General features: G+C 47.0%; 17 protein-coding genes and 1 pseudogene. 9 read left to right on the top strand and 9 right to left on the bottom strand.

Annotated features, from left to right (window positions below):
- Nucleotides 1-480 precede the first annotated feature (480 nt).
- A complete protein-coding gene (hxlR, locus tag AC1RRX_RS16400) occupies nucleotides 481-843 on the bottom strand; it encodes a transcriptional activator HxlR (protein ID WP_007409352.1) in 363 nt (120 codons plus the stop codon).
- A gap of 230 nt (nucleotides 844-1,073) precedes the next feature.
- On the opposite strand from hxlR, the gene hxlA reads away from it, so the two are divergent.
- The 4 genes from hxlA (at nucleotide 1,074) to nin (ending at nucleotide 3,477) form a co-directional block, all read left to right on the top strand.
- Nucleotides 1,074-1,709, top strand: a complete 636-nt coding sequence (gene hxlA / locus AC1RRX_RS16395; protein WP_060563063.1) for a 3-hexulose-6-phosphate synthase — start codon at nucleotides 1,074-1,076, stop codon at nucleotides 1,707-1,709.
- Complete coding sequence (gene hxlB / locus AC1RRX_RS16390; RefSeq protein WP_015239129.1) at nucleotides 1,706-2,263, top strand: 6-phospho-3-hexuloisomerase; 558 nt, start codon at nucleotides 1,706-1,708, stop codon at nucleotides 2,261-2,263. The genes hxlA and hxlB overlap by 4 nt, the downstream gene beginning before the upstream one ends.
- A gap of 357 nt (nucleotides 2,264-2,620) precedes the next feature.
- Nucleotides 2,621-3,058: a NucA/NucB deoxyribonuclease domain-containing protein gene (locus AC1RRX_RS16385; protein WP_032867344.1), complete on the top strand. Its 438-nt coding sequence runs from the start codon at nucleotides 2,621-2,623 to the stop codon at nucleotides 3,056-3,058.
- A 20-nt stretch (nucleotides 3,059-3,078) separates the two neighbouring features.
- Nucleotides 3,079-3,477 (top strand): DNA-entry nuclease inhibitor, encoded by a 399-nt coding sequence (nin, locus tag AC1RRX_RS16380; RefSeq protein WP_015239128.1) that lies wholly within the window; start codon nucleotides 3,079-3,081, stop codon nucleotides 3,475-3,477.
- 40 nt (nucleotides 3,478-3,517) lie between these two features.
- Here the strand turns inward: nin and AC1RRX_RS16375 are convergent, their stop codons facing one another.
- From AC1RRX_RS16375 to AC1RRX_RS16350, 6 genes and pseudogenes are all read right to left on the bottom strand, one after another.
- Nucleotides 3,518-4,954, bottom strand: coding sequence for a glycoside hydrolase family 1 protein (locus AC1RRX_RS16375; RefSeq protein WP_007409356.1), 1,437 nt, complete (start codon nucleotides 4,952-4,954; stop codon nucleotides 3,518-3,520).
- A 103-nt stretch (nucleotides 4,955-5,057) separates the two neighbouring features.
- Nucleotides 5,058-5,336, bottom strand: a complete 279-nt coding sequence (locus AC1RRX_RS16370; RefSeq protein WP_263612330.1) for a YckD family protein — start codon at nucleotides 5,334-5,336, stop codon at nucleotides 5,058-5,060.
- A gap of 116 nt (nucleotides 5,337-5,452) precedes the next feature.
- Complete coding sequence (locus AC1RRX_RS16365) at nucleotides 5,453-5,887, bottom strand: RDD family protein (protein WP_007409358.1); 435 nt, start codon at nucleotides 5,885-5,887, stop codon at nucleotides 5,453-5,455.
- Between the two features lie 14 nt (nucleotides 5,888-5,901).
- A pseudogene (locus AC1RRX_RS16360) lies at nucleotides 5,902-7,039 on the bottom strand (zinc-dependent alcohol dehydrogenase).
- A 64-nt stretch (nucleotides 7,040-7,103) separates the two neighbouring features.
- Nucleotides 7,104-8,306 (bottom strand): GTP-binding protein, encoded by a 1,203-nt coding sequence (locus AC1RRX_RS16355; protein WP_042634803.1) that lies wholly within the window; start codon nucleotides 8,304-8,306, stop codon nucleotides 7,104-7,106.
- A gap of 188 nt (nucleotides 8,307-8,494) precedes the next feature.
- Nucleotides 8,495-9,700 carry an MFS transporter gene (locus tag AC1RRX_RS16350; RefSeq protein ID WP_144464885.1) on the bottom strand — a complete coding sequence of 402 codons (1,206 nt, stop codon included), beginning with the start codon at nucleotides 9,698-9,700 and terminating at the stop codon, nucleotides 8,495-8,497.
- A gap of 180 nt (nucleotides 9,701-9,880) precedes the next feature.
- Here AC1RRX_RS16350 and nirB point away from each other — a divergent pair, with 180 nt between their 5' ends.
- The 5 genes from nirB to cobA all read left to right on the top strand — a co-directional run bounded on the left by nirB (nucleotide 9,881) and on the right by cobA (nucleotide 18,716).
- Nucleotides 9,881-12,208, top strand: coding sequence for a nitrite reductase large subunit NirB (gene nirB, locus AC1RRX_RS16345; protein WP_144464883.1), 2,328 nt, complete (start codon nucleotides 9,881-9,883; stop codon nucleotides 12,206-12,208).
- A complete protein-coding gene (gene nasC / locus AC1RRX_RS16340; RefSeq protein WP_144464881.1) occupies nucleotides 12,201-14,333 on the top strand; it encodes an assimilatory nitrate reductase catalytic subunit NasC in 2,133 nt (710 codons plus the stop codon). Before nirB ends, nasC begins: the two co-directional genes overlap by 8 nt.
- A gap of 120 nt (nucleotides 14,334-14,453) precedes the next feature.
- On the top strand, nucleotides 14,454-16,871 hold the full coding sequence (nasD, locus tag AC1RRX_RS16335) for an NADPH-nitrite reductase (RefSeq protein WP_144464879.1): 2,418 nt from the start codon (nucleotides 14,454-14,456) through the stop codon (nucleotides 16,869-16,871).
- A 20-nt stretch (nucleotides 16,872-16,891) separates the two neighbouring features.
- Nucleotides 16,892-17,212 carry a nitrite reductase small subunit NirD gene (gene nirD / locus AC1RRX_RS16330; RefSeq protein ID WP_007409365.1) on the top strand — a complete coding sequence of 107 codons (321 nt, stop codon included), beginning with the start codon at nucleotides 16,892-16,894 and terminating at the stop codon, nucleotides 17,210-17,212.
- A gap of 64 nt (nucleotides 17,213-17,276) precedes the next feature.
- A complete protein-coding gene (gene cobA, locus AC1RRX_RS16325; protein WP_032867333.1) occupies nucleotides 17,277-18,716 on the top strand; it encodes a uroporphyrinogen-III C-methyltransferase in 1,440 nt (479 codons plus the stop codon).
- A gap of 55 nt (nucleotides 18,717-18,771) precedes the next feature.
- Here cobA and AC1RRX_RS16320 read toward each other — a convergent pair whose 3' ends face one another.
- Both AC1RRX_RS16320 and putR read right to left on the bottom strand, forming a co-directional pair.
- Nucleotides 18,772-19,782, bottom strand: coding sequence for an NAD(P)/FAD-dependent oxidoreductase (locus AC1RRX_RS16320; protein ID WP_085341713.1), 1,011 nt, complete (start codon nucleotides 19,780-19,782; stop codon nucleotides 18,772-18,774).
- A 196-nt stretch (nucleotides 19,783-19,978) separates the two neighbouring features.
- Entirely contained in the window at nucleotides 19,979-21,214 is a 1,236-nt protein-coding gene (gene putR, locus AC1RRX_RS16315; RefSeq protein ID WP_015416772.1) for a proline utilization transcriptional regulator PutR, read from the bottom strand.
- Nucleotides 21,215-21,370: the final 156 nt, after the last annotated feature.

Genomic DNA, 21,370 nt, shown 5'->3' with positions numbered 1-21,370 from the left:
CGATCCCGATTCAATCACCGCCGAAATCCGTCATCCGTTCACCCGCGCAGTCCGAAATGCGGCATCAAATTTATGAGAAATCAAGACAAAAAGCCATTGATTGTAAGCACGAAAGGTTTACCTATTTCTGCATGTATTTCTATATATCTACTTACGTTCACTTTATATGAAAATATTGTTTTTATCACCGAAAAATGGGTGAAAAGTTTCATGCGGCACACCGAAAAAAAATCCGACGAATTCAGAGGGTATTTTGCGGCATCCCGCAATTTATTTTCAAAAATATTATTTACGTAAAATTAAAAATCTTTAAACTATAATGAAAATCTGTCGAATATCCAGTTATGGCAGAATGAAAAAAATTTACGTACGTAAGCTGACCCGGAAAAAACAGCGCAAGAACCGAAACAGACGGTCCGAATGTTCGCAATATGATTTCATTAAACCGCAAAAAAAGCACTCTATTTTACATAGAGCACTTCAAAAAGATTCCTTTATTGCAGTTTTATCAATGTTGATTAATTCCATATAATCTTTTCCCCACTTATACATGGCGTCCAGAATCGGCATAAGGCTTTCTCCTTGCGCCGTTAAAGAATACTCCACTTTCGGAGGGACGACAGGGTAAACTTCCCTGTGAACGATCAGATCCTGCTCCAGCTCCCTGAGCTGATTCACAAGAATTTTGTGCGTAATATCCGGAATTAAAGCTTTCAGCTCATTAAACCGCTTCGTCCCTTCTTTTCCCAAGTGCCACATAATCAGCATTTTCCACTTCCCGCCTATCACGGCAAGCGTCAATTCCTTTTCGCAATTAAACGTTTTCTCATCCATTCGGCTCACGGACAATGCTCCTTCCTCTTACTTTTTGTACGGTCATCATCTATTCATACACGCTTACTTTTTCACACAACTTTCATCAGTTTATACTACCACGCAGTTTTGCTGAAACAAAGCGCATTGCCTGCGGGGACAGTATCCTCAAAGTAACTATTAGACTTCAAAGTGCGTACTTCTCAACATGCGGGGCACTCTATAGAATGAAAATACATAAAAAGAGGAGTGGATATAAAGTGGAATTACAGCTGGCATTAGACTTAGTGAATATCCCGGAAGCAATTGAACTTGTGAAAGAGGTCGAACAATATATAGATGTTGTAGAAATCGGCACTCCCGTTGTCATTAATGAAGGCCTAAAAGCCGTACAGGAAATGAAATCAGCCTTTCCTCACTTGAAAGTGCTTGCCGATCTTAAAATCATGGATGCAGGCGGCTACGAGATCATGAAAGCGGCAGAAGCGGGAGCCGACATCATCACCGTTTTAGGAGCGACAGACGACTCAACGATCAAAGGGGCGGTTGCCGAAGCAAAAAAACAGCAGAAAAAAATCCTCGTCGACATGATTAACGTAAAAAACCTTGAAACACGGGCAAAAGAAATTGACCAACTCGGTGTTGATTATATTTGTGTTCACACAGGTTATGATCTTCAAGCAGAAGGAAAAAATTCATTCGAGGAACTGACGGCGATTAAAAAAGCGGTCAAGAGCGCTAAAACCGCAATTGCCGGAGGCATTAAACTTGATACACTTCCTGAAGCCATCAAACAAAACCCAGATTTAATCATTGTCGGCGGAGGCATTACGGGAGCTGACAATAAAGCGGATGCTGCTGCTAAAATGAAACAGCTGATCACACAAGGATCATGAAAACGACTGAATACTTACATGAAATACTAAATGAAATATCCCGCACCGCAGCATTAATATCCGACAGTGAAGCTGACAAGCTTGCGAATCAGATTTTATCGGCAGATCAAATCTTCACGTCCGGAGCGGGACGTTCCGGCTTTATGGCTAAAGCGTTCGCCATGAGGATGATGCACATCGGTCTGAACGCTTACATCGTCGGTGAGACGCTTACTCCTCCCCTCCAAGAAGGCGGTCTCGTCATCATCGGCTCAGGCTCAGGCGAAACAAAAAGTCTGCTTCATACAGCTGAAAAAGCCAAAAGCCTTAACGGCATCATCACTGCATTAACGATTAACCCCGACTCAAGTCTCGGCAAACTTGCGGATCTTACAATAACGATTCCCGGCTCTCCTAAGGAAGAGACCGGCGGAGACAGAAAGACGATTCAGCCGATGGGTTCTTTATTCGAACAAACTCTTCTGCTGTTTTACGATGCGGTTATTCTAAAAATCATGGAGAAAAAAGAATTGAATTCAGCAGACATGTTTACAAAGCATGCGAATCTGGAATGATTTGCTGACGGCCTTCTTATCAGATGGCCGTCTTTTTATCGTCTTGTTGCGCACGGTCATGCAGACCAAGGTTTTCGGGTCGGACACTCGCAGACGAAGATATCCTGCCGGTGAGCTTATCGCTATAATAAGTCAATTGACGATACACCCGCAACCGTTCATTTCTGAATAGGGAAACTGCAAAAAACACTTTCTGATTGAATTTTTAATGAATAAAGTTGATTTGTGCGGATGGTTTTACAGATATTCAGCTGAATTGCGGCTGAGAAATATATTTTAACAGCTTTACAGCCGGCCGATTCTGCTTTATTCTTGGACCAGCTTTACAGCAATTAAAACTGGAGGTGATTGATACTCTTGAAAACATTAAAAGCACTGCTGCTTGTTCTTATCATCATTGCCGGAGCAGTCGCGGCCCTGATCAAGGGTGATCTTTTCTCAGATAACGAGCAGACCGTTCAGAAGAGTCATTACGACAAAGTAATCTTATTTCCGTCCGATCGATATCCGGAAACAGCAAAGCATATTAAGGACGCGATAAAAGAAGGACATTCCAGCATATGCACCATTGACAGAGACGGAGTACATAAGCGGCGTGAGCAATCTCTTAAACATGTGCCCGTCAAAACGGGATACGATAGAGATGAATGGCCGATGGCGGTTTGTAAACAGGGCGGAAATAATGCCTCCGTAGAATATATTTCTCCGGCAGACAACCGCGGAGCCGGCTCTTGGGTCGGACACCAGCTTACCAATGATCCCGACGGAACGAGAGTATTATTTAAAATCAAGTAAAAAACAGGAGGAACAGCGCATTGAATAAATCATGGAAACCGCAAGAACTGGCCATTTCTTATCATCAATTTACAATCTTCCAAAAAGATTCAGAACCGCCTGTTATCGATTGGACCGATGAAGCCATTGAAAAAGGATATGCGGAAGCTGACGGAGCTGTTTCATTTGAGGCAAGGAGAAATACGAGGGCATTTATCGTCCTCAGGCTTAACACAAGTGAACCGGTACCATCCTATGAGAAAAAAGCGACTGTTCCCTTTGAGGCTGTAAAAGATGGAATTGAGATTGAAAGCGTGATGTCAAAGCGGCTTTCTTTTAATATTCCGAAAGGCCGATACAGCCTTACCTGTTATTCAGTGCCTGCCGAATTATCCGATCTTCATGCGGATACGTATATTATTGATGCAGCCGCAATGTAAAAGAAATCCCTGAGAGAATCTTATTTCTCTCAGGGAACTTTTATAAACTTTTACCGTTTGTTTCAATTACATTCTGGTACCAATAAAAACTTTTTTTCCTGATCCGTTTCAAATCCTTTTCATCTTCTTCATCTCGATTGATATAGACAAAACCGTAGCGTTTTTGATAGCCGTTCAGCCAGCTTAACAGATCCGTGAATGACCAGCTGCAGTAGCCGATGAGATGAACTCCGTCACTAATGGCCTCTCTGCACTGTTCAAGATGGGAGCGTAAATAGTCAATTCTGTAGTCATCCTGAATTGAGCCGTCTTCTTCTATTTTATCGAATTCCCCCAGCCCGTTTTCTGTTATAAAAACCGGCAGCTCATAGCGGCTCGTTATACGCCGGAGGCCGATGCGCAGACCTATCGGGTCAATCGTCCAATCCCAATTACTCGTCACGAGGTTCGGATTCTTTTTCGTTTTAAACAGACCCGGTATACCGGTATCCTGGTTTGTCCCTTTCTGACCAGTCGTGTTCATTTTCCCCTCCGATACACCATCAAGAGGATTTCTTTCGTACGTAATCGTCTGATAATAATTAACACCGATAAAATCCGGCTTGCCTTTTGCAAGCAATTCCATATCCCCGGCTTCAATGGCGGGCGCCCAGCCCTTTTCCTTTAAATAATTGAAAGGAATTTGCGGATAAGTCCCCCGGCAATACATATCAAGCCACCAATGGTTCATAAATTCCTCTGCGTTTTCAAATGCAGTTATGTCTTCAGGGTGACTTGTAAGCGGATAAGCCGGTGAATAAGCGAAGCTCGGGCCGATCATGCCGCCAGGAACATATTGTCTGAAGGATTCAATCGCTTTGGCATTAGCTAAAAATGCGATATGATTGGCTTCATAAAATCGTTTTCTGTCCTTTACGCCGGGCGGATGTGCAGCTGTAATAAACCCGTTATGAAAATTATAATTCTGCTCATTTAACGTGACCCAGTATTTCACCTTGCCGGCGAATCTTTTGTATAACGCAATGCAGTAATTATTAAAATCATCAATAATTTTTCTTGATTCAAAGCCGCCGTATTCATCCATCAGCGCCTGAGGCAAGTCCCAATGATAAAGAGTCAGCACCGGCTCAATATCGTTAGAAATCAATTCATCGATCAGGTCTTCGTAAAATGCGATCCCTGATTCGTTGATTTCCCCTCTGCCATTCGGAAAAATTCTCGGCCAGCTGACAGAAAAGCGGTAAGCTTTCAAACCCATTTCTGCCATCAAGGCGATATCTTCTTTATAACGCTCATAATGGCCGACTGCTGTATCGCCATTTGAGCCTTTAAACGTTTTACCCGGTATTTTCGTGAATAAGTCCCATACTGAAGGTCCTTTACCGTCTTTATTCCAGGCTCCTTCAACCTGATAGGCAGCCGAGGCTGACCCCCATAGAAATGTATCAGGGAACAGGCCCTGTTTTTTATGTATCATGTGTCTCATCCTCCTGATGCGTATGATATTGATATCATACGTTATGAAACGCGTTTCAGAGCAATCCCGATAAAAACAAAAAAGCATCCGGCTTGCCGGATGCTTAAGAATGATGATGCCGCTTTTCCAATTTATGAGGCGGAGGCTTCGGGACAAACCCATTTTGTTTCATCATGTTAAAGCGCCTGTCCATATGCTGTTTAATATGTTCTGCTTTTTCTTTCGGCAGGACCCCGTACTCAACATATTTGGATATGACATGTTTTCGTTTTTCGAGCACTTCTTTTTCAAGTGATTCAATTTCTTTTTTCTGCTGTTCCGTGAGTGACATGGTTGAAGGCATTTTTGTTCCGGCGGCGTGTGCCGGCATTGTGAAAACCATTGCTGTAATGAAAAACGCAGCTAAAGACAATGCAGCTTTTTTCATGACTCTTTCCTCCTTTAACGTTTGTTATATGTTGCTCCCTCATCCATTTTTTATGCAAAAAAAGAGCGAAATTATTCGCTCTTTTCAATCGATTCGTCCGGCAGCGCGTATGTGACATACGTTCCCGCTACAAAATCGTGGATTGACCGTCTGTCTTCTCTCATTCCGACCATGAATGCGCTCACGATCACACCGATTCCAAACGTCACGCCATATATCAGGCCGCCCACAAGCACTCTCAAAATCATAGTGAGGAAGCCTACCTGAGTGCCGTCTTTTTTGACGATGCGGATACCGCAGATCTTTTTGCCGATAACATAACCGTTCCAGTATACAGGGAGCAAAATAGCATAAAGAGTCAAAATGATGCTGATCATTGTGCTCTCATTCGGATCTTTTCCTGTTGCCAGCATAAAAATAATCGCCAAAGGCACTGAAGTAATTAAATAGTCGAGTACCACGGCTCCCAATCTGATCCAAAATCCCGCCGGTCTGTAAATATTCATCGTGTTTCTCCTCGCTATGGCTTTAAAATCACTTTAATGTTGCCATCTTCTTTTTTGTCAAATATATCATATGCAGCAGGAGCTTCCGCAAGACTCATTTTGTGTGTAATGATATCCGTCGGATCAATTTCATTTTGTTCGATCATTTGATACAGCATCGGCATCAGATGAATAACGGGTGCCTGGCCCATTTTTTAAAGAAACGTTGCGTGTGAAAAAATCACCGAGCGGAAAGCCGTCCGCTTCAGAAATGTATGCGCCCGTGAGCTGCACGGTTCCGAACTTCTTAACGGCTTCTGATGCTGTAAGAATCGGACTGATCGTTCCGAACTGATTCGGTTTTTGCTCTGTTTTTTCTTTTGAAAGCGGCGTGCCGTCCATTCCGACACAATCAATCACTACATCCGCGCCCCCTGACGTTTGTTCATGCAGCAGTTTCCCGATCTCATCATGTTCTGAAAAATTGAAGGTCTCTGCTCCGTTTATGCGTCTCGCATGTTCAAGGCGGTGCGGGACTTGATCAACTGCGATAACCCGGTTAGCTCCTTTTTTCCACGCGAATTTTTGCGCCATTAAGCCGATCGGACCTGATCCCAGAATCACGACTGTATCTCCTTTTTTCACTCCGCTGTGCTGGACGCTCCAAAAGGCGGTCGGCATGACATCTGACAGAAGCAGCACCTGCTCATCTTCAAGCTCACTGTCTGCCGGAACCAGAAAAGAAGAGAAATCAGCATAAGGAACACGTAAATATTCAGCCTGCCCGCCGGGATAATTACCGTTAAACTCCGAAAAACCGAATAAGCCGCCGGCATCTGTATGAGGATTTGGATTAGATTCATCACACTGGCTTTCCATCTGGTGCTTGCAATAATGACATTCTCCGCAGCCGATGTTAAAAGGAATCACGACCCGGTCGCCTTTTTTCAGCTTTTTGACTTGACTGCCCGTTTCTTCAACGATTCCCATCGGCTCATGCCCGACGATATAACCCGGATCGGCGGGTATTCCGTTTTTATATAAATGAAGGTCTGAACCGCATATCCCGGTTGCGGTGATTCGAACGATGACATCTCTCTCATCTTGAATGGCGGGTGCCGGGACTTCTTTCACTTCCATATGTTCTTTTCCTTGGTATGTCAGTGCTTTCACACTTGGTCAGCTCCTTTTTCATCACTCCTTCCCTTTTCACCTGCTTCTAAACTTGGCCGGTATGTTATTCGGCCCGCTGAATATCCCATTGAAAAGGTTCTTCAAGCTGCGACCAGTCGGAATCGAACTCAGACGGCGTGAGCAGGCACTGATCCAATTCCTTTGTAATGGCTGCTTCATCTAAATCTGTTCCGATAAACACCAGGTTCGTATGACGGTCTCCGAATTGGTCGTCCCAATCTTCCAGAATCTCCGGTTCCTGCTGTTTGATCTGCTCCTGCTCAAGTTTCGGCATTGCCGCCACCCAATAAGAAACAGGCTCAATCGAAACCGCCGGACCCGCCTGAGACATCAGCAGCGCAAGGCTGTTGCGGGTTGCGCACCAAACAATTCCTTTTGCGCGCACAATGCTGTCAGGCATTGATTGATGCAGCCAGCTATCAAAACGAGCGGTATGAAACGGCAGACGCCGCGAGTACACAAACGAAGTGATGCCGTACTCTTCCGTTTCCGGAGTGTGCGCTTCATGACCTGCCGTCAGCTCCTTTATCCATCCTGCTGATGAACTCGCTTCCTCAAACTCAAATAAACCGGTATTCAATATGCATTCGGCAGGCACTTCTCCGCGGACGGACCGGATCAGTCTGGCGCGGGGCTGTAATGCGCGAAGGACCGTTTCCAGCTGTTCAAGCTCTTTTTCGCCCACCATGTCGCATTTATTTAAAATGAGTACATCACAAAACTCGATTTGGTCAATTAATAAATCGGCAATCACCCGTTCATCCTCTTCTCCTACCGCTTCCTTCCGGTCAAGAAGGCTGTCACCGGACTGGAAATCATGCCAGAAGCGGTTTGCATCCACCACGGTCACCATTGTGTCCAGCCTGCAGAATGTTGTCAGATCAATGCCCATTTCTTCATCTATATAAGAAAATGTCTGGGCAACGGGAATCGGTTCGCTGATCCCTGTTGATTCAATCACAATATAATCAAATCTGCCGTCTTTCGCGAGTTTCTCAACTTCGACTAATAAATCTTCACGCAGCGTGCAGCAGATACAGCCGTTGGATAATTCTACGAGTTTCTCATCCGTCCTTGACAAGCCGCCTCCCTGCTTCACCAAGCCCGCGTCTATATTTACTTCGCTCATGTCATTGACGATGACGGCAATTTTTAAACCGTTGCGGTTTTGTAAAATATGATTCAAAACGGTCGTCTTTCCGGCACCAAGATAGCCGCTCAATACTGTAACCGGAATTTTTTTCATAAAATAGCCTCCTGACAAAATAGAATTATTACGATTTATACCCCGCACCTGCCTTATTATCATCATGATGTACATTATTATAAATCGTAATCGTTACTATTTATTCTGATGTATTCTCCGTTTAAAATCAAGTGAAAAATAATCAATCATAAAAAAGACACGCTGTCATACGTGTCTTCCGCCCAAACTTAAACATCCGCAGGACTGTTTTCAGTGCCACAGCTTTTTCTCCAAAAATAGCCTGCGGCCAGAACAAGCACAAATGCGAGCAATGTGATACATGAGAAAGAGATAAAACCGATCGCATAAGTTCCCGTCATCTGCTTCAATGATCCTAAAATATTCGGAAGGAAAAAACCCCCTATGCCGCCGGCTGCTCCGACGATTCCCGTCACCATTCCGATTTCTTTTGCAAAGTGCTGAGGGACAAGCTGAAATACCGCTCCGTTGCCCATACCGAGCGCCATCATTCCGATAAACAGCAGAACGATCACCGTTGAAAGCGGAGGCAGGCTGCTGACTCCCGCCATACACAGAGCCGCGATGACAAACAGTACAGCCAGAACTTTCGCACCTCCCGCCCGGTCTGAAATCCAGCCTCCTGCAGGGCGAAAAAAACTGCCCGCTGCGACACATATTGTGACGAAATCACCGGCATGGATTTTTGACAATTGATATTGATCAACGAAAAAAATCGCCAAAAAACTTGATAATCCCACAAAACCTCCGAAAGTGACGCCGTACAGAAGACAGAAACACCATGTTTCCTTCTGCCTGAACACGTGAAGGCAGTTTTTAAGCGGCTGCGGTGCGGGCTGTGCAGGAGAGTCCTTCGCCATGACGATAAACAGTATAAAAACGATCATCAACGGAAGAAGCGCAATTCCCATTACACTGTGCCACCCAAACTGTTCCGCAAGGCGGGGACCGAACAATGTCGCAAACAAAGTGCCGCTGTTGCCGGCACCTGCTATCCCCATTGCAAGCCCCTGCAAGTGAGGCGGATACCACCGGCTCGCCATCGGAAGCGCAACAGCAAAACTTGCGCCCGCTACGCCCAGCAGAATGCCGATCGCATACAGCTCAGTCAAAGAACGGCCGCCGAATGCCCCCCAAAGCAGCGGGATCATCGTGATCAGCATCCCGATCACGGCTGTTTTCTTCGGCCCGATCCTGTCCGTTAACACACCTAAAATGATCCGAAACACAGATCCTGATAAGATCGGCAGAGCCACGACAAACCCTTTTTCAAAAGAAGATAACCCGAAATCCTGAGAAATATAAACGCCGAGCGCCCCCAGCATTACCCAAATCATAAAACTCACATCAAAATATAAGAAGGAACAGAGCAGAGTGAGCGGATGACCGCTTGTTTTTAATTCCGACAGCTTCATAACATTCTCCTTTCCGGTCTTCTATCATTTCAAATTGCTGAATCAAGAATATATGACGGGCATTCACCGGAAAAGACATGTGTAAGATAATGCGACACATTTAATGCGTTAATCAGGCAATGTGCCATAATTTCTCATAGAGAAGCAATCTTACTGGCAGCTGCAAAGGAGGTTTGGCGAATGAAGAAACAACGATTAATTGCAGCAGGGAACGGAATGGCCGGAATCCGCTGTATTGAACACATTTTAAAGATGAACCGTGACATGTTTGAGATTGTCATTTTCGGAAGCGAACCTCATCCCAATTACAATCGCATTCTCTTATCCTCCGTTTTACAAGGTGAGGTTTCGCTTGATGACATTACGCTGAATAGCCGCGAATGGTACGAAAAAAACGGAATTACGCTTTACACGGGAGAAACGGTTGTACACATTGATACAGAACGGCAGGTTGTCACAACGGATCGAAAGCGCAGCATGACTTACGATCAAATCATCCTTGCAACGGGCTCCTCTCCTTATATTCTCCCCATACCCGGAGCAGATAAAGAAGGTGTGTACGGCTTTCGGACAATAGAAGACTGCCAATCCCTTATCAATGCGGCCGGCCGGTATCAAAAGGCGGCGGTCATCGGCGCCGGTTTATTAGGTCTTGAAGCGGCCGTCGGCTTACGGCAGCTCGGCATGGACGTCAGCGTCATTCACCACTCTTCCGCCATTATGCAAAAACAGCTTGATCCAACGGCATCCCGCCTGCTGCAGAAAGAGCTGGAACGAAAAGGCTTAGTCTTTCTTTTAGAGAAAGACACGGCATCCATTACAGGGAACTCACGGGCGGAAGGCATCCGTTTCAAAGACGGTTCTTCCATAGAAGCAGACCTGATTGTCATGGCCGCCGGTGTGAGGCCCAATATCCGATCGGCTGCATCTGCCGGACTTTCAGTGAACCGAGGAATCATCGTCAATCAATTCATGCAGACGAACAAACCGAATGTGTATGCCGTCGGTGAATGCGCGGAGCATGACGGGATTGTATACGGATTGGCGGCGCCGCTTTATGAACAGGGAAAAGTGCTCGCGCAGCATCTATGCGGCGTCCCGTGCGAAGGGTTTCAAGGCTTTGCACAATCTGCAGCCTTAAAAATAGCCGGTATTGATGTATGGTCGGCAGGAAAGGTGCACGAGGATGAGCACACAGCCGGCATATTGTTCCATGATGAGCATGCAGGCATCTACAAAAAAGCGCTCTTTGAGGACGATAAACCGGCCGGCTTTATTTTATTCGGGGACACGCGCGGTAAACAGCGGCTTCTCGACAGTCTTGTGAAGCAAAGAGATATTTCCATCGTGAAAAAACAGCTCATGGAACCGGATCAAGGCGGTATATCCTTTGAATCCATGCCTCCCCATGAAACCATTTGCCAATGCAGCTCAGTGACCAAGGGCTCCATTGAAGAAGCGGTGAACAAATATGGCTTAAAAACCGCGGAGGAAGTGAAGCACATGACAAAAGCGTCCGGATCTTGCGGAGGATGCAGGCCGCTCGTTGAAGACTTGCTGAAGTATATGGCAAGCGATGATTACACAAAACCCTCCCGCCAGCCTTCGTTTTGCGGCTGCACCGATTTGACGGAAGAAGAAGTCATCGCCGAAATTCGCCGCCGTCCGTTCACTGATGCCGCCGAGATAATGAGAGAGATCGGCTGGAAAACAGAAAACGGCTGCCGCATTTGTATTCCGGCGCTTCACTATTACTTGGAAAGGACGCGGCCTGATTTTATGCAGTTCAATGAAATATCGGCAGAAGAGACATGCACCCTGATTCCGCAAATGTACGGCGGACTGACAAGTGCGGCAGAGCTCAAAAACATCGCAGACGTCATCGAAGCATACGGCATCCCCGAGGTTTCGATGACTGACAGTCACCGGCTGAGGCTTTCCGGAATAAGGCCAAATGACCTTGCAAGCATCAGAAAAGCACTGAACATGCCGGTTTTCTCCCCCCGGCACCGCTGGACGATGCAAATCAAAGCATGTACGTGCGGACAGCATCGCTCCTTTCAAGAGCTGGCAAGCAGGATTGAACGAGATACCGACACGCTTGCCGTACCCGCTTATGTATCCGTCAGCTTGTCATGTGAAAACAATTGCACCGATGCTTACATTCAGGATATCGGCGCGCTTCAGACACAAACTTGCTGGGAGATTTATATCGGGGGCGTCCGCGGAAAACAAGCCCGCGCCGGCAGCCTTTTTTGTGTGACGGATAACGAAGACAGTACCGCCGCTATGATGAAAGGCCTTATTCAATATTATCGCGAAACGGCTCACTACAACGAAGCGATTTATCAATGGGTTGACAGACTCGGCCTCGTCCATATCAGAGAAATGCTGTTTGAAGAAGATATGCGGACACAGCTTCTGAAAAATCTCCGTTCAGACATATCCCTGCTGCAAAACCTGTCTGCCGGGAAAACGCCATACGAAAGGATGAAGCTTTTTGACTGAACCGATGCTCCGTTATTTCCGTGACAAACTGCAAGATATTCAATCGGAAAAAACATATGAGACGCAATGCCCGTTCTGCAGCATGCAATGCAAAATGCAGCTTACGGAACAAACCTTCGCGGCACGGAAGAAATACACTGCAATCGGCATTGATAATCCGACGACACATGGCCGTTTATGTACAAAAGGCATGAATGCCCATCAGCATGCCGTGCACTCTTCCCGCATTACACGCCCCCTGCTTAAAAAAAACGGTGAATTTGTGCCTGTCTCTTGGGCTGAAGCACTGAATCGCATAAAGGAACAAATCAATCTGATCCAAACCGAACACGGCAATGATGCGATGGCCGTCTACGGGAGCGCCTCAATTACAAATGAAGAAGCCTATCTGCTTGGAAAGTTCGCACGGGTCGGCTTACAGACGAAATACATCGATTACAACGGGCGGCTCTGTATGTCTGCCGCAGCAACGGCGGCCGGCCAGACATTCGGCGCGGACAGGGGCCTGACAAATCCATTATCGGACATTCCGCATACACGTGTCATCATCCTGGCAGGCACCAATATCGCGGAATGCCAGCCGACAATCATGCCATATTTTGATAAAGCGAAAGAAAACGGGGCTTACATTATCGCCATTGATCCCCGGGAAACGGCGACGACCAAAATAGCCGATCTTCACCTGAAAATCAAGCCCGGTACAGACGCCGCCTTGGCAAACGGACTCGTCAAAATCTGCATTGACGAACAGCTTACAGACAAAGACTTTATCCGCACACGAACAAACGGATTCGATAAGCTCAAACGGCATACCGACGCTTTGGATCTGAAAGAGATCTCCGAGCAGACAAGTGTTCCTTTGGAGCATATACGAAAGGCCGCCGTGAAGTTTGCCAAGGAAACATCCGGCATGCTGTTTACAGCGCGGGGGATCGAACAGCAGACTGACGGTACCGCGGCAGTGAAAGCTTTCTTAAATATAGTGCTGATCACGGGAAAAATCGGCAAGCCCTTCTCAGGTTACGGGGCGATTACCGGTCAAGGCAACGGACAAGGCGCGAGAGAACACGGCCAAAAAGCGGATCAGCTTCCGGGCTACCGTTCTATCGAAATTGAAGAACACCGGGCGCATATTACGAAGGTGTGGGGGATTCATCAGGATGAGCTGCCGCGAAAAGGCGTCTCAGCCTATGAAATGATAGAAAAAATAGATAGCGGCGACATCAAAGGACTGTTTCTCATGTGTTCCAATCCGGCTGTTTCCGGCCCAAATGCGAATTTCGTCAAGCAGGCAATCAAGAAACTGAGATTTTTTGTCGCAGTTGACTTATTTATTTCTGAGACCGCGGCATTCGCGGATGTGATTTTACCCGCCTCCTCTTATTTGGAAGACGAAGGCACGATGACAAATGTAGAAGGCCGCGTGACATTAAGAGAAGCGAGCCGCACCTGCCCCGGAGAAGCGAAACATGATTGGCAGATCATCTGTGACATTGCCTCCGCTCTTGGTAAAGGGCATTATTTTTCCTATACGTCGGCGGAGGAAATCTTTAACGAACTGAGAGAAGCGAGCCGCGGCGGAATCGCTGATTACGCAGGCATCACCTATGACAGGCTCAGGCGGGAAGGCGGCATTCAGTGGCCATGTCCTGAAGCGGATCACCCCGGAACCGGGCGATTGTTTGAGCACTCATTTGCCCATCCCGATCACAGAGCTGAATTAAGCGTGATTCCAAATGAACCGGCCGTCCCGAAAGAGAAACCGAGCGCCGGCTATCCGCTTTATTTAACCACAGGAAGGGTGATGTCTCATTACTTAACGGGTGTCCAAACGAGAAAAAGCTCCGCCCTGGCTGCAAGACATTTCGAATCCTTTGTGGAAATCCATCCAAAAACGGCGGCCGACTATCATATCGAAGACCGTGTTCTCGTGAAAGTAGAATCCCCCCGGGGCAGCATCACGGTCCGGAGCAGATGGTCGGAGAAAGTACGAAAAGACACGTTGTTTGTTCCCATCCATTGGTCTGACACGCAAAACGTCAACGACTTAATTGGTGAAGCCTTGGATCCGGACTGTAAAATGCCCGGTTTTAAGATGTGTGCGGTACGAATCAGCCCTATATAATTTTTCATAAAATTTTTAGATTTTTTAGTATTTTTTGTTACATTTCATAACATGCATCTTAAATATTTGTTTTTGCTGTGCTACGCTAAAAAAAAACAAAGATAAGGAGCGGATCATCTGATGGGAAAAAAACAGCTAGTCCTTGTTGGAAATGGAATGGCCGGGGTAAGAGCGATTGAAGAAATACTGCGTGTTTCAAAAGACGAATTCGAGATTACAATATTCGGGGCCGAACCTCATCCCAACTATAACCGAATCCTTCTGTCAAAAGTGCTGCAAGGCGATACCGACATTCAAGACATTACGTTAAACGATTGGAACTGGTACAAAGAAAACAACATTCAGCTGTATACCGGTGAAACAGTCATCAAAGTCGACACGGAAAACAAAACCGTCATCACCGATGCAGACAGAATCCAGCCTTACGATGAACTCATCCTGGCGACAGGCTCTGTCCCTTTTATCCTTCCGATTCCGGGCGCAGACAAACAAGGCGTCACGGCATTCCGGGATATAAAAGATACAGACACGATGCTCGCCGCGTCAAAACAATATAAAAAAGCAGCCGTCATCGGCGGAGGACTGCTGGGTTTGGAAGCCGCACGCGGACTGCTGAACCTCGGCATGGACGTGTCTGTCATCCACCTCGCCCCATTCCTGATGGAGCGCCAGCTTGACGCAGCGGCGGGACGCCTGCTGCAAAACGAATTAGAAAAACAAGGCATGACCTTTTTCCTTGAAAAGCAAACCGAAGAAATTCTCGGTACTGACCGTGTCGAAGGCGTACGCTTCAAAGACGGCACAAGCATCGAAGCTGACCTGGTCGTCATGGCGGTCGGCATCCGCCCGAATACACAGCTTGGCACAGAAAGCGGCATTCCGGTAAACCGCGGAATCATTGTCAACGATTATATGCAGACTGACATTCCGCACATTTACACGGTCGGTGAATGTGCCGAGCACCGCGGAATCGCATACGGTCTTGTGGCGCCGCTCTATGAACAGGCAAAAGTGCTGGCCAAACATATTTGCGGCATTGAAACAAAACCGTATGAAGGCTCCGTTCTCTCCACTCAATTAAAGGTATCAGGCGTCGAAGTCTTCTCTGCCGGTGACTTTAACGAATCAGAGGACAAAAAAGCGATTAAAGTGTTCGATGAGCAGGACGGCATTTATAAAAAAATCGTCCTGAGGGGCAATCAAATTGTCGGCGCTGTTTTGTTCGGAGACAGCAGCGAGGGCAGCCGCCTGTTTTCAATGATTCAAAAACAAGCCGATATCTCTGAAACCTCCAAAATATCAATCTTACAGCCTCTTGATCAGGAAGCAGGCGCAAGCATGACCGCGGCGATGAGCGACGATGAAATCATCTGCGGATGCAACGGCGTTTCAAAAGGCGCGATTATTCAAGCCATTCAGGAAAAAGGCTGCACATCTACGGACGAAATCAAAGCATGCACTGGGGCATCCCGTTCCTGCGGAGGCTGTAAACCGCTCGTGGAAGACATTCTTCAATATACACTGGGCTCAGAATTTGACGCGTCCGCGCAAAAAGAAGCGATTTGCGGCTGCACATCACTGTCGAGAGATGAAGTCGTAGAAGAAATCAAAGCCAAAGGGCTGTCCCATACAAGAGAAATCATGAACGTGCTCGGCTGGAAAACACCGGAGGGCTGCTCCAAATGCCGTCCTGCCCTCAACTACTACTTAGGCATGATTAATCCGGCTACATACGAGGATGACAGAACATCCCGTTTTGTGAACGAACGGATGCACGCCAATATTCAAAAAGACGGAACATACTCAGTCGTTCCCCGGATGTACGGCGGCGTGACCAACTCTCAGGATCTCCGCAAGATCGCCGATGTCGTCGACAAATATGAGATCCCGCTCGTTAAAATGACAGGCGGCCAGCGAATTGATCTCATCGGCGTCAAAAAAGAAGACCTGCCGAAAGTATGGGCCGAGCTTGATATGCCTTCAGGCTACGCGTACGGAAAAACACTCCGCACGGTAAAAACGTGCGTAGGCGAACAATTCTGCCGCTTCGGCACGCAAGACTCCATGGCACTGGGCATTGCGCTTGAGAAAAAATTCGAAGGGCTCAATACGCCTCATAAGGTCAAAATGGCCGTGTCCGCCTGCCCGCGGAACTGTGCGGAATCAGGCATTAAGGACCTTGGCGTTGTCGGCATCGACGGAGGCTGGGAGCTTTATGTCGGCGGAAACGGCGGAACCCATTTGCGCGCCGGTGATTTGCTGATGAAAGTAAAAACGAATGAAGAAGTTTTAGAATATGCGGGTGCTTACCTTCAGTACTACAGAGAAACGGCAAACTATCTGGAGCGGACATCCGCATGGCTTGAGCGCGTCGGTTTATCTCATGTCCAATCCGTATTAAACGATCCGGAAAAACGGCAGGAGCTCAACGACAGAATGAATGAGACACTCTCTGTCCACAAAGATCCGTGGCAATACTTCCTTAAAGATAAAAAAGCATCTCAAGATCTATTCGAAAATGTCGTCACGACTTCATAAAACAGTAAGGGGGAACGGACATGGTTAATAAAGATATGACAAAGGTTTGCATAGGCAAAGTAAACGAATTACCCGAGGAGTTAGGAAAAACCGTATATATAGAAGATAAAGAGCTTGCCGTATTTAAGCTTTCTGACGGGAGCGTCCGCGCCGTCGAAAACCGCTGTCCCCATAAAGGGGGCGTCTTGGCTGAAGGTATCGTCAGCGGAGAATACGTCTTCTGCCCGATGCATGACTGGAAAATCTCCTTAGAAGACGGAAAAGTCCAAGAGCCGGATCATGGCTGTGTCAAAACATACGAAACACTGATCGAAGGAGAGAATGTATACCTCCTGTATTGATCAGACCGGATCACTTTTTCAAGTGGTCCTTCATTTTTTAAATTGCTGAAGGGATGACGCCATCATGAAAAACGGAATCGTATATTTTGTCGGTGCCGGACCAGGAGACCCGGGGCTGATCACCGTAAAAGGAAAACAGGCTCTGGAGAAAGCGGATATTATTTTGTATGACCGGCTCGCAAACCCAAAGTTTCTTGAATATGCCTCACCGGACTGCCGGTTCATTTATTGCGGAAAGCTGCCCGACCGCCATTTTATGAAACAGTCTGAGATAAATGCCCTGCTGATTGAAAAAGCGGCGGAGGGCTGCACCGTAGTCCGCTTGAAAGGCGGAGACCCAAGTGTGTTCGGCAGAGTCGGCGAAGAAGCAGAGGCGCTTCATCAGCACGGCATCCGCTACGAAATGGTGCCCGGCATCACCTCGGGAATCGCAGCGCCGCTGTATGCGGGAGTCCCCGTCACCCATCGTGATTTCGCTTCGTCCTTCGCGATGATCACCGCTCATGATACATCATTGCATGGCAGGCCGAATCTCGACTGGGAAGGGCTTGCCCGAAGCGTTCAAACGCTTGTGTTTTATATGGGCGTTAAAAATCTGTCATTTATATGCCGTAAGCTTACGGAGTACGGAAAATCCCCTTCCGTCCCCGTACTCGTCATTCAATGGGGGACGTGGGGGCGGCAGCGGAGCGTTAAAGGAACGCTTCAGGATATCCATGAAAAAGTTCAAAGCCAAAACATCACCAACCCTGCCATTATCGTCATCGGTGATATTGTCAATTTTCAAACACACAGCTGGTTTGAAAGCAAACCGTTCATCGGGCGGCATATCATGGTTGTCACTCATGGCGATGAAGAACATACATTGACAGACAAGCTGCGCGAGTATGGCGCCGATGTTATTGAGTGGCCGAAGCGGATCGTTAAAAAAATGCCCGCAAACGAAAACATCCTGAAACAGATCAGCACCTTTGAACAACTATTTTTCACATCACGCCTTGCGGTATGCGAATTCTTTGACACACTGGCTTTCAAGCAGATCGACATCCGCCGGGTGACCGCAAGCCTGAATGCAGCGACTGAGGCCGCAAAGACGGAACTGACAAAACGGGGCTTTCTCCTATCCGAATGTCAAATTGATTCTCCGCATTCACTCATTGTAGGAAGCCGTCAAGCAGCAGAAAACTTGTCAGACTCAAAATCATGCCCGTTTTATATCACCCATGAACATATCGCAGATGAGCGGTTCACTTCCATGATCGAACGCACGATCAGCGAGTCTCCTCTGCAAATGATTATCTGTATGGGCAAAGAATCCGCTCAGCATTTGATCAGCGCCGGAAAACAAATCGGCATATCACCGGATCCGTCAGCAAACCGCCCTCCCGTCATCTGCATGGGCGAAGACGTCCCCGCCGGCTGCGGGTTTACCGCCGTGAAAAATCAGGAACAGTTATTTGCGTTTATACGAAATGAAATGAAAGACATGCTCGTTCACAGCTGATACGCCGGAATGCTTTTCTGACCCCCCAGACTCAACATCGGGGGTCAGCCCTTTTTTATTGTGTCACCAATTTTTTATGGTGAGTCGAATACATCGCCATCTGATCCGCCTGCGGGTCCAAATAGGCTTTGGCGCTGTTCACGGCGGTCGGCCCCTCCGTGAAACCGCCTGCAATCAATCTGAGCTTGCTTTCATAATGGGCGGCGTCACCGGCGACAAACACGCCCGGAAGATTCGTCCGCATATGTCTGTCAGCTTTAATCCTGCCTTCTTCTATCTCAAGCCCCCAGTCCTTCATCGGACCGAGATCAATTTTAAACCCATGGTTGATAATGAGCTCATCAAGCTTGATGACTTCAGAAAGTCCGGACTCAGTTTGGCAAACGGTGACGCTCTCGATCCGTTCTCCGGTGCCGTTGAGGTGCTTTAGACGATATGGCGCAAGCACCCGCACGGAAGACCGCTTCATTTTCGCCACGCTGCTTTCCAAACCGCCGAACTCCTCCCTGCGGTGCAAGACGGTAACAGACGCCGCAATCGGTTCCAGCTCATTCGCCCAGTCAACCGCGGTATCTCCCCCTCCTGAAATCACGACATGCTTATCTCGAAACGCATCAAGCTTCTCCACCTTATAATGAAGGTTCTTTCCCGAATACCGGCTCGCATCCGCGCTGTCAAGTTCATTGACCTCAAGCGTCCCCATGCCGACAGCCAAAATCACCGTGCGTGTATAGTGCTTTTCCCCTTTGGAACTTTCCAGCACAATGGTTCCGTCTTCCAGCCGTTCAAATCCGGTCACCCGCTGATTCAACACGATATCCGGCTTAAATGTCGCAGCCTGTTCCTTCAGCTGCTTAATCAGCTGTTCTCCGGCAATCCCGGGTATTCCGCCGATATCACGGATGATTTTTTCAGGGAAAAACATAGACACCTTCCCCCCGAGCCGCGGCAAAAACTCGATCACTTTCGTTTTCAGCTCGCGCATCCCGCAATAAAAAGCCGCAAACAGGCCGACCGGGCCTCCGCCTATAATCGTGACGTCATACACCTCATGATTTTCCGCCATCGTTCTGCCTCCCGTTTATATCTATACTTCAACATTTTTAATTGAGAATCAATATCAATAAAAGTATAACACACATCGAGCAGCTGTGTTTATTCATTTCTCTCTTGCGGGAAAGGAGTGATTCAGAAGTGAGGTTCTGAGATTGATAAGCGGGAAGGTATTAAAACTGAAACCAGTACGGTGACTGGTTTCTTTTTTATCTCTTTTTCATCAGCATGATATCGAGATACAGCTGGCACCTTGTCCTGAAGTCGTTTAAATTAATTGATGTCATGTCAAGAATCTGTTTGATACGGTAGTTCAATGTGTTTTGATGAATAAAAAGCTGTTCTGCGGCTGGTTTTGTTTTGCAGTTATTGAGGAGATAGATTTCTAACGTTTTCAGCAGTTCGGTACTGCTTTCTCTGTCTTTGGCTTTTAATAACGCTAAATCTTCGTTTACATATTCCAGTGAGGCGTTTTTTTCTTCGATGCTTTCAAGATAGCGGTAAATCCCGAGCTTACTGTATTCGTACGGGATATTTTCCTGGTTTCCGGTAATTTCGGCGGCCTTTATGACTTCAAGGGCCTCTATATAACTTTTGCCGAGCTTCAGGATGCTGCTGTATTCATTGCCGATTCCGATATAGATGGGAGTGGGGATCTTCTGAAAGTGAAAATGAGTCAGCAGTTTGTGGATGAATTCAGATGCTGCCGAAGTGCCGGAGCTTTTTTGCGAGAAGCTTGCGACGACGATGACAATATTGGAATCAATGGTTAAGACGTGACTGACTTTATCCCGCAAATTCAAGTACGATTTGATGTTTTCCTTCACATCTTCGACTGCCTCCCCATCCCCATTTGCGGCGTGCAGGACGACTACCGAAAAAACCGACGGCAGCACGGCGTTCATCTTTTCCGCTTCCCGCCTGAACTCCTTTTCAGAGGAGAATTGCTGAAAGATCGCCCGTTTCACCAGGTCTTCCGCTCTCTCTTCTTTTTCCTGTTTCAGCCGGTTCGTTTTATAGATGATTTTTCCGACATGGAATGAAGTTTCATATAAAAAATCGAGCTCCTCGTCCGTCAAGTTTCGGTCGAGCTCCTGAATCCAGATGTAGCCCATCACTTCGCCTTTATGTTTTGCGCTTACAACCACTCTCTGATTCAGTCCGATACTGTCTATTTTTTCGACACGGAACGGTTCAGGAACGGTTTTCAGCTTTTCGATCACCCCGTCCTTCAGAAACCTTTCAAAAATCTGCACGGGGCATTTTTTTGAAAATATCGTCTGCTGGTTGGCGGAGTCGAAGTGATTAATGTAATAAGAATTATAGGCAAGCAAAAAGAAATCCGCGCTTTCCAGAATAACGGGCTTCTGCAATTCATAACTGATGAAATCAATTAATTTATCAATGTCCGTAAATGAAAAAACTCTCTCTAAAAGCTCTTCCATACCTATTTCTCCTATGCTCTTTTTATCTTTATCATACTCTGCGGGGTGACTTTTTGTATAGAAAAAAATTCACATATTCCCAAAACGGAATTATCCGGAATTCTGTATCGTGAAAAGAGGAAAAAGGGCGGTCCCTTCTTCCTCTCGTTCCTTGCT

This window comes from Bacillus sp. GW821-FHT11D08 (assembly GCF_058808515.1).
The sequence above is the reverse complement of the archived record's forward strand: the minus strand, read 5'-3'. Positions and strand labels throughout refer to the sequence as shown.

Coding starts and splice junctions, on each gene's coding strand:
- nirB (WP_144464883.1), top strand. CDS start 9,881: ATGAAGAAACAACGATTAATTGCAGCAGGGAACGGAATGGCCGGAATC.
- AC1RRX_RS16355 (WP_042634803.1), bottom strand. CDS start 8,306: ATGAAAAAAATTCCGGTTACAGTATTGAGCGGCTATCTTGGTGCCGGA.
- nirD (WP_007409365.1), top strand. CDS start 16,892: ATGGTTAATAAAGATATGACAAAGGTTTGCATAGGCAAAGTAAACGAA.
- cobA (WP_032867333.1), top strand. CDS start 17,277: ATGAAAAACGGAATCGTATATTTTGTCGGTGCCGGACCAGGAGACCCG.
- AC1RRX_RS16365 (WP_007409358.1), bottom strand. CDS start 5,887: ATGAATATTTACAGACCGGCGGGATTTTGGATCAGATTGGGAGCCGTG.
- AC1RRX_RS16350 (WP_144464885.1), bottom strand. CDS start 9,700: ATGAAGCTGTCGGAATTAAAAACAAGCGGTCATCCGCTCACTCTGCTC.
- AC1RRX_RS16375 (WP_007409356.1), bottom strand. CDS start 4,954: ATGATACATAAAAAACAGGGCCTGTTCCCTGATACATTTCTATGGGGG.
- AC1RRX_RS16370 (WP_263612330.1), bottom strand. CDS start 5,336: ATGGTTTTCACAATGCCGGCACACGCCGCCGGAACAAAAATGCCTTCA.
- putR (WP_015416772.1), bottom strand. CDS start 21,214: ATGGAAGAGCTTTTAGAGAGAGTTTTTTCATTTACGGACATTGATAAA.
- hxlB (WP_015239129.1), top strand. CDS start 1,706: ATGAAAACGACTGAATACTTACATGAAATACTAAATGAAATATCCCGC.
- nasD (WP_144464879.1), top strand. CDS start 14,454: ATGGGAAAAAAACAGCTAGTCCTTGTTGGAAATGGAATGGCCGGGGTA.
- AC1RRX_RS16320 (WP_085341713.1), bottom strand. CDS start 19,782: ATGGCGGAAAATCATGAGGTGTATGACGTCACGATTATAGGCGGAGGC.